This is a genomic window from Billgrantia antri (genome assembly GCF_019430905.1).
In the GTDB taxonomy this organism is placed as follows: domain Bacteria; phylum Pseudomonadota; class Gammaproteobacteria; order Pseudomonadales; family Halomonadaceae; genus Halomonas; species Halomonas antri.
This window is the reverse complement of sequence record NZ_JAHYCA010000004.1, coordinates 163,004-176,621: the sequence shown is the minus strand read 5'-3', so window position 1 is coordinate 176,621 and position 13,618 is coordinate 163,004. Positions and strand designations below refer to the sequence as shown.

Here is a 13,618-nt window from a genome sequence, read left to right as displayed (position 1 = left end):
CTGCAGCGCTCGGAGGAGCCGGTCAGGCGTCGCTGTCGACCACGGCCTGGTACGCCTCGGCATCCAGCAGTGCTTCGACGGCAGCTGCATCCTCGACGCGAACCTTCATGATCCAGCCGCCCTCATAGGGCGCTTCATTGACCGTCTCGGGGGCATCTTCGAGGGCTTCGTTGACCTCGACGATCTCACCGGCCAGCGGGGCATAGAGGTCGGAGGCAGCCTTGACCGATTCGATCACGCCGAACTCTTCTCCTTTCGCGAGGGTGCGCCCCACCTCGGGAAGTTCGACGAACACGACGTCGCCAAGGGCTTCCTGGGCATGATCGGTAATGCCGATGGTGACGGTGCCGTCGCCATTGTCGAGCACCCACTCGTGACTGTCGTTGTAGCGCAGGTTGGCAGGGATCGAGCTCATGATATTTTTCCTATACGAAAAAGGTTTCTGTCTGTGCGACGAATGCTAACGCCATTGACGCCGTTTGGCGAGCCCTGGGGTAATGCGCTAGAAGTGCCGCATCGATAGCGTGGCGTCTAGGGTGGCAGGCGTCCAGTGCAAGATGCGCAAGAGTAAGCTCTCCGCTGTGCAGCGCTGGGATTCGACATGGCAGGAGAGGCTCACTACGCTGTGAAACGTGTTGCTCGGGAGCCAGGCCAGGCTTGTGCGTGTCGCCAAAATGTAAGTCATACGGTCATACGATATTTGTTTCCGATACGAAACACGCGCTAAGCTTGCGCAGCCGAGACAAGACGAACGACTGGCAGCAGGCTTTGTGACCTGGTGGAACGATTGCGGTACTTTCCGCTATGGTAGCGCCGTCCGATAGTGGGGATCTTCGGAAATTGCCTTAAAAACAGTCTAAACAACAGAGGGATACGTTCGTGGAAACATTGACAGCGATATTCAGCGCCATCAACGGCGTGGTTTGGGGGCCGTTGATGCTCATCCTGCTATTGGGGGTGGGGCTATATCTGCAGATCGGCTTGAAGCTCATGCCTATCCGCAAGCTGGGCACCGGTTTCAAGCTGATGTGGCAAGGGCGTGATGCCAAGCCGGCGCCCGGCGAGGCGAAGAAGGCGGGCGACGAGGGTGAAATCTCTCCGTTCAACGCGCTGATGACGGCCCTGTCGGCCACCATCGGTACCGGCAACATCGCCGGCGTGGCAACGGCGATCGCCCTGGGCGGACCCGGTGCGGTGTTCTGGATGTGGATCACTGCGCTCGTCGGCATGGCGACGAAATTCTCCGAGGCAGTGCTCGCGGTGCGTTTCCGCGAGACCGACAGCACTGGCTACCACGTCGGCGGCCCGATGTTCTACATAAAGAACGGTCTGGGCAGGAAGTGGCTGTGGCTGGGCGGCGCCTTCGCTTTCTTCGGCGCCGTGGCTGCCTTCGGTATCGGCAACACCGTGCAATCGAACTCCGTGGCCGACGCCCTCGACTCCACCTTCGGCATTCCTCCCTGGATGACCGGCGTGGTCATCATGGTCCTGGCGGGTGCCGTCATCCTCGGCGGTATCAAGCGCATCGCCAAGGTTGCGGGCAAGCTGGTTCCGATCATGGGTATCGCCTACGTGGTGGCGGGCCTGCTGGTGCTCATCGTCAATGCAGGCCAGATCGGCGAAGCCTTCGGTCTGATCTTCTACTACGCCTTCAATCCGGTGGCGGCGGCGGGTGGCTTCGCCGGCGCGGCGGTGATGGCAGCGATCCGCTTCGGCGTGGCGCGCGGTATCTTCTCCAACGAGGCGGGCCTGGGCAGCGCGCCCATCGCCCACGCGGCGGCCAAGACCCGTAACCCTGTTCGCCAGGGCTTGATCGCCATGCTCGGCACCTTCATCGATACCATCATCGTCTGCACCATCACCGCACTGGTCATCCTGACCTCCACGGTATGGATCGACGGCGAGCAGGGGGCTTCGCTGACCGCGCTCTCCTTCGATGCGGCCTTGCCGGGCTGGGGCAACCAGATCGTGTCGCTGGCGCTGGCGGTTTTCGCCTTCACCACCATCCTGGGCTGGTCGTTCTACGGTGAGAAGTGTTTCCAGTTCCTGTTCGGTACGCGCTCGATCATGCTCTACCGGGTGCTGTTCGTGCTGGCGATCCCGCTTGGCGCCATGGCCCAGCTCGGCTTCATCTGGCTGATGGCCGACACCTTCAACGCCATGATGGCAATTCCCAACCTGATCGCGCTGGCCTTGCTGTCGCCCGTGGTATTCAAGGTGACGCGCGACTATTTCAACGGCGAGACCGTGCTGCCGGGCGAGGATCTGGACCACGACAAGCACTGAACGACTGCCGCGACGATGGAGAGGCACCCTGGTGTGCCTCTCCCTCCGTGGCTGGTCTCTCGCCTCCCATCACGTCATGAGGAAACCCCATGAGCCAACTCAAGCGTACCCCCCTGCACGACCTGCATCTCGAGCTGGGAGGCAAGATGGTCCCCTTTGCCGGCTATGAGATGCCGGTGCAGTACCCGCTTGGGGTCAAAAAGGAGCACGAACATACCCGTGCCGCCTGTGGCCTGTTCGATGTCTCTCACATGGGGCAGATCCTGTTGCACGGTCCGCGTCCTGCCGAGGCGCTCGAGACGCTGGTGTGTGCCGACATCGTGGGCCTGCCCGAAGGCATGCAGCGCTATGCACTGTTCACCGGTCACGAGGGTGGCATTCTCGACGACCTGATGGTGGCCAACCCTGGCGATGGAGTGCTCTACCTGGTGGTCAATGCCGCGTGCAAGGAGCAGGACGTGGCACTGCTCGAGACCGGCCTCGTCGATGAGCATCGGGTCGAGGTGCTGGAGCGTGGCCTGTTGGCCCTGCAGGGACCCAAGGCCGTTGACGTCATGCGCCGGTACTGTCCGCAGGCCTGCGAGATGGTGTTCATGCAGCACGGCCGCTTCGAGATCGATGGCGTGTCCGTATGGGTGAGCCGCAGTGGCTATACCGGCGAGGACGGCTTCGAGATCTCGGTGCCGGCTAGCGAGACCGAGGCAGTGGCGCGCCGCCTGCTGGCGGAAGAGGAAGTCGAGGCGATTGGCCTGGGTGCGCGTGACTCCTTGCGCCTGGAAGCGGGGTTGTGTCTGTATGGCCACGATATCGACACTGAGACCACGCCGGTGGAAGCCGGACTGATCTGGGCCATCGGCAAGCCGCGTCGCCACGGCGGCGAACGTTCGGCCGGTTTCCCCGGGGCCGATGTGATCCTGCATCAGGTCGATGCCAGGGATCATCGTCGCAAGCGGGTTGGCCTGCTGGGGGAAGGGCGTGCCCCGGTGCGTGAGGGAGCCGAACTCTACAGCGAGAGCGGTCAACGCATTGGTGAAGTAACCTCGGGCGGTTTCGGGCCCAGCGTGGGGCAGCCTGTGGCGATGGGCTACGTCGATGTCGAGCAGGCCGATCTCGGCACCACGGTCTATGCCGAAGTCCGTGGCAAGCGCCTGCCCATGGTCGTGAGCAAGATGCCGTTCGTGGCGCCGGGCTATTATCGCGGCTGATCGCGTTTATACCGTTATCTTGTTTCCAGGCCACCGCATTTCCATGCGGTGGCCTGGTCGTTTCAGCGGCAGTCCTGCGGTCAACGCACCAGCTCGGCTTGATCCTGCCAGTAGCGGCCCATGCTGCGCTCCTCGGTCAGCTCGTAGAGTGACTCGCGCCGCGCAAGGCGGGCGCCACCGTCGCGGGTGAGCGGACTCCAGGAGAGATTGGCCCGCTGTCGCGTGGAGTGAACGAAAAAAGCGTCGAGCGGCAGCGATAGGTAGATGCCCTTGTCGAAGCTGCCTTCGCCGAAATCGCTGCCGGCATCGGTGAACGTGGCCCAGCCGCCGAGGCGCACCCCGGAGTCGAACTCGCGGGAGACGTCGAAAGTGACGCCGAGATCGCCGGCCAGGTAGCGACCGACACTGACCTTGGCCAGCATGTCCTCGTAGTCGGTTTGCCAGTAGCCGGTCAAGTGGCCCGTCCAGGTGCTATAGTCGCGCATCTCGAAGCGCTGATCGAATTCACGCTGCTTGACCCAATTGAGGTCGAGGCCGAGAGCCATGTCGCTGTTGAACGGGCGGTAGAGCAGTTCGGCGCCGGCGCCGGCGAACATCGTCTCGAGCAGCCCGCCGTAGCCCAGGGCGTACCAGTCGTTACCCAGTCGGGCGGTACGCGTGTACTGGAGATTGCTGATGCCGATGTCGGTTTCCGCCAGATAGTCGCCGATATGGGTACGCACGCGAGGCAGGTCAGAGGAGCCGATATAGCGATACTTGCCAAGGTTATCGGCCAGCGTGTAGGTGAGAGAGCCCGAGATCCAGTGCTGGGCTCCCAGGCGGTACTCGCCGGCTAGGTTGGCGGATATCCGGTAGAGGTAGCCGTCGGGGCCGCCAAAGTTCTGCTCGAGCTGGGGCTCCAGGCTGTAGTTGAGGCCGCGTGGGGCGGCTTCATGCAGCACCTCGCCTTGTGTCGGGTGAAGCATGGCATGCGAGTAGAGCCCATGACGATAGGCGACGCTATTCTCGCTGGATGACGCTGCAGCGATCAGGGTGTCACGGTCGTGAACGCTCTCGCGCAGCGCCATCCCACGTTCATGCCAGCGGAACCGGAAAGTTTCCACGTCGCTGTCGAGATGGTTGTGTAGCAGACGCGCGGCACGCAGTTCGCTCTCGGCGAGCGAGCGATAGCGCGTGGGTTCGCCCTCGACGGTCACGCTGGTTCCGTTCTGGTGGATGCGATAGACCCCGATGCCGGCATTGGCGTCCAGTTCACGGCTGAGTCCGTTCCAGTCGCGGGTGTGCTCGGTCGGGGGTGGTGTCAGTTCGACGGGGGCTGGATCTCGCTTGGCTTGGGAGATGCTGGCCAGATTGGTGGCCAGGGTGATACCGATCATGGCGGTGTCGCCGCGCTGCCAGCCGGCCTTGAGCTCGATGCCGTCGGTGAGGCGCAGCCGAGCACCGAGATTGACGCGCGACGTCTGCGTCTGGTCGTTACGCTGCGGCTCATGCTGGTAGTCGTTGCCATCCAGTTCGAGCTGAAGCACCAGCGGATCCCATGGTGTCTGGTACTCGATCCCGCCGAACAAGGCACTGCGGCCGCTGAACAGACTGCCTAGGTTGAAGTCGCCTCCATCTCCTCCCGAGCTGAATCCGGTGCGTCGCTCAAAGCGCTCGTCCAACTGGGCCATAGGATTGGTGAAGTCTTCGTGATTGCCCAGGTAGCCCCAGCCGATACCCAAGGAGAAATCGAAGCTGTGCCAACGCTTGCTGGCGACCAGGTACTCACCCGAGAAAAGTCCGGTACCGCCGATATCGCGCGCGCCAACCGCAATTTGCGGCCAGTAGCGATCCTCTTCGCGCAATCTCACCTTGAGGTCAATACCCTTGTCGAGGTTGTTGCGGTCATCGCTGGCAGCCAGATAGCGACGGTTTTCCACCTCGACGTAGCGAAAGCCGGTTTCGAGCCACTCCGTGGGCTGGAAGAAAAGCCCGTAGCGTCGGTATGGTGCGGTGCGTGACAGCGAAAAGGCGAACCCTCCAAGCGGTGCCATCCGAGCCGTAGGCGTCTGCATCAGTCCTACGCCGCCGAAGTCACTCTGCCCGGTGCCAAGGCGAGGCTGGCCGGGGTTGGCGAGTGCTGGCGTGGCCATGGCCACGGCAATGGCGAAGGTCAATGGTGCGAGGCAGGGCGATCTTGGGTTTGATCGCTTCACGTGGCTGGCCCTCCTGAATCGACCTGACCCGCGGCTTCCGGCACGGCGATGGTATGGCAGGTATCGCCGGGCAGGCGGGTGGCCAGGAAGCCTGGCAGGGCACGATTGACCCAGGCGGCTTCCTGAACCGGTTCGGCGAGGGCGAGTGCAATGCGAGTGCCGGGAACCAATGGCGCATCGCTGGCATTCCACGCGGCGACCCCAATGCGGCGAGGAGCCCCTTGTGGGGTAATGAGCCATGCCTCGTCGGCGCGTGCCCACTGGGAGTCCGCTTGCTTGTTGAGCACATCTCGCAGACTCAGCTCCGGGGCCCATTGATGACGCGTTACGCCACCGAAATGCCACAGCTCTACCCAGTCGGGAACGTCACAGTGCCCAACGGCGGCCAGCGAAGCCAGCATCGGATCATGACGCGGTGCGGCGAGCAGGGCGGCGAGATCGGCCCTGGCGGGTGTGCGTGCCGGGGCCGACTGCAGTTCGTCTATGGTGGCCTGCCAGGCTTCCAAGCCACGCGCCAGGTCGGTACGCCCGCTGAGGTCATGCCAGTCAATAAGGGTCGTCAGCTCCTCGTGCAGGCGCCTGGCCCGGCGCTGCTCGGCTTGTTGTTGCCGCTCCAGCAAGAAGTAGCTGTAGGCGGCTGGTTCGGGCAGGGCCTGCTGCGCGAGCCACAGGTCGGAGAGCCGCAAGGTCTCGGCGTGGCCGTGATGGGGCAGGGCCAGTAGGGTGCTCAGGCAGGCTATGCGCCAGCCGCCGGCACGGGTGGGGGGGCGTCGGGTCATTCTCGCTCTCTTCTATTACGACGATGGCACGATATCGGGCCGGCTCGACTGCCCGGCATCGCGCTCGGTGTCCTCGGCATCGCTCCACCAAGGCCTCGCCACCTGCCAGCGCAGGCGTGGGCCATGCGGCCAGAGCGCCATGTCACCCCCCCAAATCCGCTCGCTGCCCGGCTCGCGCCAGAACGTCCCGCGGCTGTGCGTATCACTGCCCACCCAGTCGAGTCGCTCGGTGCAGCGCTCCAACGATAGTCGGGTCAGTGGAAGCTCGAGTGGCTGAGCCGCGTCGCAGGTAAGGCTTGCCACCGCCTCGTCTTGCCACTCCTGGCCGTCTGCATCGCGCCAGTGAGCATGTACCCGATACTGTCCGGTAGGCCCTGGCTCCGCCGAGTGCCACCGTCCCAGCAGAGTCGCTTCGAAGCCAGCCGTGCTTGCAGGCATGCCATCGCGCAGGTGCAACGTGGCACGGTCGCCCGCCTGCCAATAGGTATCGCGACCGCGCTCTCCCGTACGGTGCGCCATGACCAGCAGGGCCTCATTGCCCTGAAGGTGTGCTACCAGTGTCGCGTAAGGCAGTGCTTTTGCCTGTGCTGCCGGGTCCTCGCCCTGGCGTCCCCCCATTAGCGTGGCGCCCATCGGCGTCAGCTGACCCCCTTTGGCACAGGCCGTCAGGCCCGTGACCAGGCTACCCAACAGCAGCAAGCGAAGCAGGACCGCCTTGCGGCGGCCCTGTGTCGGTACACGTTTGCACCGTTTGTCGCGTCTCATCAGCGCGTCCCGGTAGCGGTACCCGTTCCAGTACCAGTGCCGGTGCCGGAGGCGCCAATCGCTACGCCGATTCCGGCGGCTCCCCGGCTCACTGCGCCGGCCAGTGCTTGCCCGGAACTCCCCGGGGCCTCGGCACCGGCGCCTACACCCGCGGCAAGCCCGCCGCTGGCCACTGCGCCTGGTGCGGGCGTAGCGGCCGTATTGCCCGGGGCGCCTGGCGTGCCCTGGGGAGGCGTGGCCTGCTGTGCCAGCGCGAGCGGCGCGAGGCCCAGCAGCGTCACGCCCGCCAGGGTGGCGACGCGTCTTCGCAACTTCATGGTTTCAAGCATATCGATATGGCTCCTTTATTGCGCCGGTTACTACCGGCGGGACGAGTGGCCGGATAGTGCATCCACCTGTCTTTCTACGGATGGCTACCTGGCCCACCTGCCGTCGGCAGGCAATCAAAGATGGGCTGCGCAAGTTTACCCCCGTGATGTTTAAATTATCATGGGGGTTGGCTTGAGTGGGGCAATTGATAACCTATTTCTTTATGTCAGGAAAGAAACTTATCTTGTTTCAAAGTGTGCTTCTGTATATAAGGGTAAAAAAATGTATAGAATGCGGTAGGGGGTAGTGACGAGCAAAAAAAAGGATTATTCTGGCCGTGTTCACTTGGTGCCTTGCATGGATGTAAAGGCCCTGTCTTATCGAATTCCTTGAGTTCACGTCGTATCGCGGTTCATGCCGCTGGATTTTTTCGCCTTGAGATCAAGGTGATGCGCGTGGCCTCGGGGATCGTCGTTTAACCTCGTGGCGGTAGCGTGCCTGGCGATAGGCTGGTGGCAGGTGGGGTGTCCTTATTAAACAGCATCGACAATTAATTATTCTTAGGGATGAGTTTGGGGTATGGGTGTCGACATGAGGGGACAGTTTGATTTTGTCAGTGTCGCCAAATGACAACGAAAGTACCTAGTTGCAGTGTCAGGGTGGGAAATCTAAGTGAAGTGGATGTTGTAAGTTCGTTTCTCTCCGTGTCACTCGCTGGCGACATTAATGAATAATAATAGAGACACGAGCGACTGCTTAAGACGACAGGGTCCGAGTTAATAATGACACGCGAGTGATATTTCGATGAATCGTTACTTCTTGCGGCTCCGGATGGGGCGATTGTTTCTCTTGTTTGGTCTGATCGCTGTAGGAGGGTGCGCCTTGGCCCCGGGCGGGCATATCGATTATGAGGCAGACGCTGCGCCGATCGACGACCTGGTCGACATCGAGCCCATTACTTTCGGGCTCGTGCGCAGCCAGGGTCAGGAAGGGTTCGAGGCCGATGACATGGAGAGGGTCGGCGACGCCCTGCGTGAAGGCGTCACTGGCTACGAGTATTTCATCGGCAAGGGCGATGTACTCACTATCATCGTCTATGGCCATCCGGAGCTGACCATACCTGCGGGCGGTGAGCGTAGTGCCGCGGAGTCGGGCAACACCGTGCATAGCGATGGAACCATCTTCTATCCCTTCATCGGTCGTATTCCAGTGGAAGGGCGCACGGTGCGAGAGGTTCGTGAAATCATCGCTCGAGGGCTCGAGCCCTATGTGGCCATGCCGCAAGTCGAGGTGCAGGTCGCCCAGTACAACTCGCAGAAGGTGAACGTCACCGGTGCCGTGCAGGAGCCCGGCCCGCTGCCGATCCGCAACGTGCCGATGAGCGTGCTCGATGCCATCAACTTGTCCGGAGGGCTGGCGGAGCACGCCAACTGGCACGAGGTGCTGCTGACGCGGGATGGCGAGGAAATGCGCTTCTCGCTCCATGAAATGCTCAACAACGGTCGTCTCGATCGGGACATGTTGTTGCAGGATGGCGATGTGCTGCACGTGCCCGACAACAGTAATCAGAAGGTCTACGTCATGGGTGAGGTGCGCGAACCCACGAGCCTGCCTATGGGGGCGAGCCGGCTCACCTTGACCGATGCGCTTTCCGAGGCCGGGGGAATCAACGAGGGCAACGCCGATGCCTCGGGGATCTTCGTCATTCGCCGGGCAGCTTCGGACAGCGACAAACTCGCCACGGTCTACCAGCTCGACGCCAGTAATGCCGCCGCATTGATGCTGGGCGCCGAGTTCACTCTGCAACCTACCGATGTGGTGTACGTGACGACTACCCCGCTGGGGCGGTGGAACCGTGTTGTTCGTCAGTTGCTGCCCACCGTCAGTAGCCTCTACCAGACCACACGCACCGGGCGTGAGATGGATCGAGTCCGTGAATAGAGGGAAGAGAATGTTTCAGGAAGTGCTCGTGGTGTGTATCGGCAACATCTGTCGTAGCCCGGTCGCCGAGGCGTTATTGAAGAGGGCCTTGCCCGGTCATCGCATCGCATCGGCGGGCCTGGGGGCACTGGTCGGCCATGCTGCCGATCCTGCGGCGGCTCGCCTGGCCGAGGCCGATGGCCTCGATCTCTCCCGCCACCGGGCGCGCCAGATCGATGCCGGTATGGTTCGCGAGGCCGACCTGGTGCTGGTCATGAGCGAAGGCCAGCGGTTGGCGATCGCCGAGCAGTTTCCCTTCGCTACCGGCAAGACCATGCGCTTCGGTCGCTGGTTGCCGGGAGAGGCGGGTGATGGGGTGGACATCCCCGATCCCTATCGCAGGAACGAAGAGGTCTTTGTGCGCGTGCATCGCCAGCTTTCCGAGGCGGCGCGGCTATGGCAGGCGCGTCTCGGCAGCTCGCGAAGCTGAAGCGAACGACCACCTTTCACGCCAGGACTCTAGCAATGGTGAAAGAGATCAAGACGGGCTCACGCCCCGCTTATGACGATATCGACCTGGGCAGGCTGTTCGGCGTCCTGCTCGACAACAAGTGGCTGATCATGCTGGTGACGGCCGTCTTTGCCGTGGCAGCCGTGATCCATGTTCAACTGGCGACGCCGATCTACCGGGCCGATGCTCTCGTGCAGGTCGAAGGCAAAACGGGGTTGAGCAATCCGCTGACCGAAGTGCGCTCGATCCTCGAGGAGGAAACCAAGGCCGAAGCCGAACTTGAGATTCTGCGCTCACGCATGGTGCTCGGTCAGGCCGTCGACCAGGAACGCCTCGATATCGAGGTGATTCCGACTCGCATGGCGGTCGTAGGGGATTATCTGGTCAGGCGCGGGATGGAGCGCCCCGGGTTTGCCCAGCGCAGCGTCTGGGCAGGAGAGCACCTCAACGTGGGCGAGCTGCGTGTCGATCAAGAATGGCTGGGGCGCGCGCTGCGCTTGGTGACCGGCGAGGCCGGCAGCTATCGGCTCTACCATGGTGAGACCCTGCTCGGCGAAGGCCAGGTGGGAACCACCGAAAGCTTCGACGAGGGGCGGATCGAGCTGCGCGTAGCCGAACTGCAGGCCGGTGAGGGCGCGGAGTTCACCGTGGTGCGCCGTACCCGTCTGGCCGCGATCAACAGCCTTCGCTCGCGCTTCAGCGTTGGCCAGCGTGGTCGTGACAGTGGCGTGTTCAACATGACGCTGCTCGATGAAAATCCCCGCCGCGCCGAGCGCACCTTGAGCGCAATTTCTCAGATCTACCTGACCCAGAATGTCGAGCGCCAGAGTGCCGAGGCGCAGCAGAGCCTGGAGTTCCTCGAGGAACAGGTGCCCCAGGTGCGCAACGACCTGGCAGCCGCCGAAGATGCTCTCAACGCCTTTCGCATGGAACACGACAGCCTCGACCTCAACCTCGAGACGCGCTCGGTGCTGGATCGTGTCGTCGAGCTCGACACCCAGCTCGGAGAGCTGGAGATGGAGCAGGCCGAGCTGAGTCAGCGCTATAACGCCTCGCACCCGCTCTACGCCGCTCTGATGGAGAAGCGCAACAACCTGGAGCGCGACCGCGAGCGACTCAACGAGCGCATCCATGGACTGCCCGAGACCCAGCAGCAAATCCTGCGCATGACGCGTGATGTCGAGGTGACCCAGCAGGTATACGTGCAATTGCTCAACAAGATCCAGGAGATGAACATCACCAAGGCCAGTACCGTGGGTAACGTGCGCATTCTCGACGATGCCGTTGCCCAGCCTGGTCCGGTGGAACCACGCAAGCCGGTCACGGTGGCCATGCTCACGCTAGTCGGGGCCTTTCTGGCGGTGGCTTTCGTCATCCTGCGCAGCATTCTGCATCGTGGTGTGGAAAGTGCGGAGCAGATCGAGGACCTGGGGTTGCCGGTGTATGCCACCGTGCCGCTCTCCGATGACCAGCAGAAGCTGGTGCGGCGTGTCAAACGTCACAATCGTCGACGCGGTCGAGCCGTGACCAATGGCGTGCTGGCTCAGAACGCGCCGGACGATACCGCTATCGAGGCGCTGCGAGGCCTGCGTACTTCGCTGCACTTCGCCATGCTCGAAGCCAACGACAACCGCCTGATGATCACCGGGCCGAGCCCGAACATCGGCAAGAGCTTCATTTCCATCAACTTGGGCGCGGTCATTGCCCAGAGCGGTCAGCGCGTGCTGATCGTGGATGCCGACATGCGCAAGGGGCACGTTCATACCGCCTTCAATGCCGACAGCAAGGGTGGGCTGTCGGAGGTGCTCTCCGACAAGGCCGGGCTCGATGAAGTGATCCGTCAGTCACCGATCAACGGGCTCTGCTACGTGGCCCGCGGCAAGGCGCCGCCCAATCCTGCCGAGCTGCTGATGAGCGAGCGCTTCACGCGGCTGCTCGATGCGGTGAGCGAACGCTTCGACCTGGTGATCGTGGATACCCCGCCGATCCTGGCCGTGACAGACGCTGCGGTTATCGGCCATCACTGCGGTACCACGCTGATGGTGGCGCGCTTCGGACTCAACCCGCCACGCGAGGTAGACGTCGCCATTCGCCGGCTCGAGACCAGCGGCGTCTCGGTCAAGGGCGGCATCCTCAATGCCATCGAACGCAAGGCCGCCACCAGCTATGGCTACGGCTACTACCACTATGCCTACAAGACCACCCAGACCTGAGCGTTGCAGGCGCCAACCAACGCTGTCCGGGCCTGCCACCGCAGGCCGTTCCCTGGCGTGAGGCCGGCTGGCCGCGCGCCGATCACTACCACTCGAAAACCATGGAAGCGTCATGACCACTATCAAAGATCGTCTGATTGGCCGGCTCGAGCGCAAGGAAGCCGTGATCGGGATCGTCGGGCTTGGCTATGTGGGGTTGCCCCTGATGCTGCGCTACAGCGATATCGGCTACCGCGTGCTGGGCATCGACATCGATGCGGGCAAGGTGGAAAAGCTCAACGCCGGACGGAGCTACATCGAGCACATCTCCTCGGAGCGAGTCGCTCAGGCCAGGGATGCCGGGTTCGAGGCGACCACCGATTTCGCCCGCGTGGCGGAAGCCGATGCGCTGATCCTGTGCGTGCCGACGCCGCTCAACAAGTACCGTGAACCCGACATTAGCTTCGTCATCGGTACCGTCGATGCGCTCAAGGGACACCTTCGCGAGGGCCAGGTGATCTCGCTGGAGAGCACCACCTATCCGGGTACCACCGAGGAGGAGTTGCTGCCACGCATCGAGGAGAGCGGTCTCGCGGTCGGCGAGTCGCTGTTCCTGGTCTACTCGCCGGAGCGCGAGGATCCGGGCAACCCCGACTTCGAGACACGCACCATTCCCAAGGTCGTCGGCGGCCATACGACGGCATGCCGGGAGGCCGGCGTGGCACTCTACCGCCCGGCCATCGACCAGGTGGTGCCGCTCAGTTCCACCCGGGCCGCCGAGATGACCAAGCTGCTCGAGAACATTCACCGGGCGGTGAACATCGGGCTGGTCAACGAAATGAAGATCGTCGCCGACCGCATGGGCATCGACATCTTCGAGGTGGTCGACGCCGCGGCCACCAAGCCGTTCGGCTTTACTCCCTATTACCCGGGACCGGGACTGGGTGGCCACTGCATCCCCATCGATCCATTCTACCTGACCTGGAAAGCCCGTGAGTACGGCCTGCACACCCGTTTCATCGAGCTTTCCGGCGAGATCAACCAGGCCATGCCGGATTACGTGGTGGGCAAGCTGATCGAAGGACTCAATCAGCATGGCCGGGCGCTCAAGGGCAGCCGCGTGCTGGTGCTGGGCATCGCCTACAAGAAGAACGTCGACGACATGCGCGAGTCGCCCTCGGTCCACATCATGGAGCGCATTCGTGATCGCGAGGCCGAGGTGGCCTACAGCGACCCTCACGTGCCGGTCTTTCCGCCCATGCGCGAGCATCACTTCGAACTGGAGAGCGTGCCCCTCTCGCCATCCACCCTGGCCGAATACGACGCCGTCGTGCTCGCTACCGATCATGATCGCTTCGATTACGACATGATTCGCGCCCATGCCCGTCTGATCATCGATACCCGCGGCATCTACCGTGGCGTCAACGAAGATCGCGTGATCAAGGCCTGACCTCAT

At 62.8% G+C, this 13,618-nt stretch carries 11 protein-coding genes; 6 read left to right on the top strand and 5 right to left on the bottom strand.

Annotation, left to right across the window (positions count from 1 at the left end):
* Positions 1 to 22: 22 nt before the first annotated feature.
* Entirely contained in the window at positions 23 to 415 is a 393-nt protein-coding gene (gene gcvH / locus KPL81_RS12320) for a glycine cleavage system protein GcvH (protein WP_209478183.1), read from the bottom strand.
* Positions 416 to 879: 464 nt separating this feature from the next.
* Here gcvH and KPL81_RS12315 point away from each other — a divergent pair, with 464 nt between their 5' ends.
* Positions 880 to 2,286: an alanine/glycine:cation symporter family protein gene (locus KPL81_RS12315; RefSeq protein ID WP_219792441.1), complete on the top strand. Its 1,407-nt coding sequence runs from the start codon at positions 880 to 882 to the stop codon at positions 2,284 to 2,286.
* A gap of 89 nt (positions 2,287 to 2,375) precedes the next feature.
* Entirely contained in the window at positions 2,376 to 3,491 is a 1,116-nt protein-coding gene (gcvT, locus tag KPL81_RS12310) for a glycine cleavage system aminomethyltransferase GcvT (protein WP_219792440.1), read from the top strand.
* An 80-nt stretch (positions 3,492 to 3,571) separates the two neighbouring features.
* On the opposite strand, the gene KPL81_RS12305 is transcribed toward gcvT, so the two are convergent.
* From KPL81_RS12305 to KPL81_RS12290, 4 genes are read right to left on the bottom strand one after another with little or no spacing between them, the layout of a single operon-like run.
* The gene (locus KPL81_RS12305; protein ID WP_338035612.1) at positions 3,572 to 5,686 is read right to left on the bottom strand and encodes a YjbH domain-containing protein; all 2,115 of its coding nucleotides are present in this window, start codon (positions 5,684 to 5,686) and stop codon (positions 3,572 to 3,574) included.
* Positions 5,683 to 6,465: a capsule biosynthesis GfcC family protein gene (locus KPL81_RS12300; protein ID WP_219792439.1), complete on the bottom strand. Its 783-nt coding sequence runs from the start codon at positions 6,463 to 6,465 to the stop codon at positions 5,683 to 5,685. The genes KPL81_RS12305 and KPL81_RS12300 overlap by 4 nt, the downstream gene beginning before the upstream one ends.
* A gap of 15 nt (positions 6,466 to 6,480) precedes the next feature.
* Positions 6,481 to 7,230: a YjbF family lipoprotein gene (locus KPL81_RS12295; protein WP_209478189.1), complete on the bottom strand. Its 750-nt coding sequence runs from the start codon at positions 7,228 to 7,230 to the stop codon at positions 6,481 to 6,483.
* A complete protein-coding gene (locus KPL81_RS12290; protein WP_219792438.1) occupies positions 7,230 to 7,559 on the bottom strand; it encodes a hypothetical protein in 330 nt (109 codons plus the stop codon). The genes KPL81_RS12295 and KPL81_RS12290 overlap by 1 nt, the downstream gene beginning before the upstream one ends.
* A gap of 811 nt (positions 7,560 to 8,370) precedes the next feature.
* On the opposite strand from KPL81_RS12290, the gene KPL81_RS12285 reads away from it, so the two are divergent.
* The 4 genes from KPL81_RS12285 to KPL81_RS12270 all read left to right on the top strand — a co-directional run bounded on the left by KPL81_RS12285 (position 8,371) and on the right by KPL81_RS12270 (position 13,612).
* Positions 8,371 to 9,480 (top strand): polysaccharide export protein, encoded by a 1,110-nt coding sequence (locus KPL81_RS12285; protein ID WP_219792642.1) that lies wholly within the window; start codon positions 8,371 to 8,373, stop codon positions 9,478 to 9,480.
* Positions 9,481 to 9,490: 10 nt separating this feature from the next.
* On the top strand, positions 9,491 to 9,949 hold the full coding sequence (locus KPL81_RS12280; RefSeq protein ID WP_219792437.1) for a low molecular weight protein-tyrosine-phosphatase: 459 nt from the start codon (positions 9,491 to 9,493) through the stop codon (positions 9,947 to 9,949).
* Positions 9,950 to 9,984: 35 nt separating this feature from the next.
* On the top strand, positions 9,985 to 12,183 hold the full coding sequence (locus KPL81_RS12275; RefSeq protein ID WP_209478195.1) for a polysaccharide biosynthesis tyrosine autokinase: 2,199 nt from the start codon (positions 9,985 to 9,987) through the stop codon (positions 12,181 to 12,183).
* A 112-nt stretch (positions 12,184 to 12,295) separates the two neighbouring features.
* The gene (locus KPL81_RS12270; RefSeq protein WP_209478197.1) at positions 12,296 to 13,612 is read left to right on the top strand and encodes a nucleotide sugar dehydrogenase; all 1,317 of its coding nucleotides are present in this window, start codon (positions 12,296 to 12,298) and stop codon (positions 13,610 to 13,612) included.
* Positions 13,613 to 13,618 lie beyond the last annotated feature (6 nt).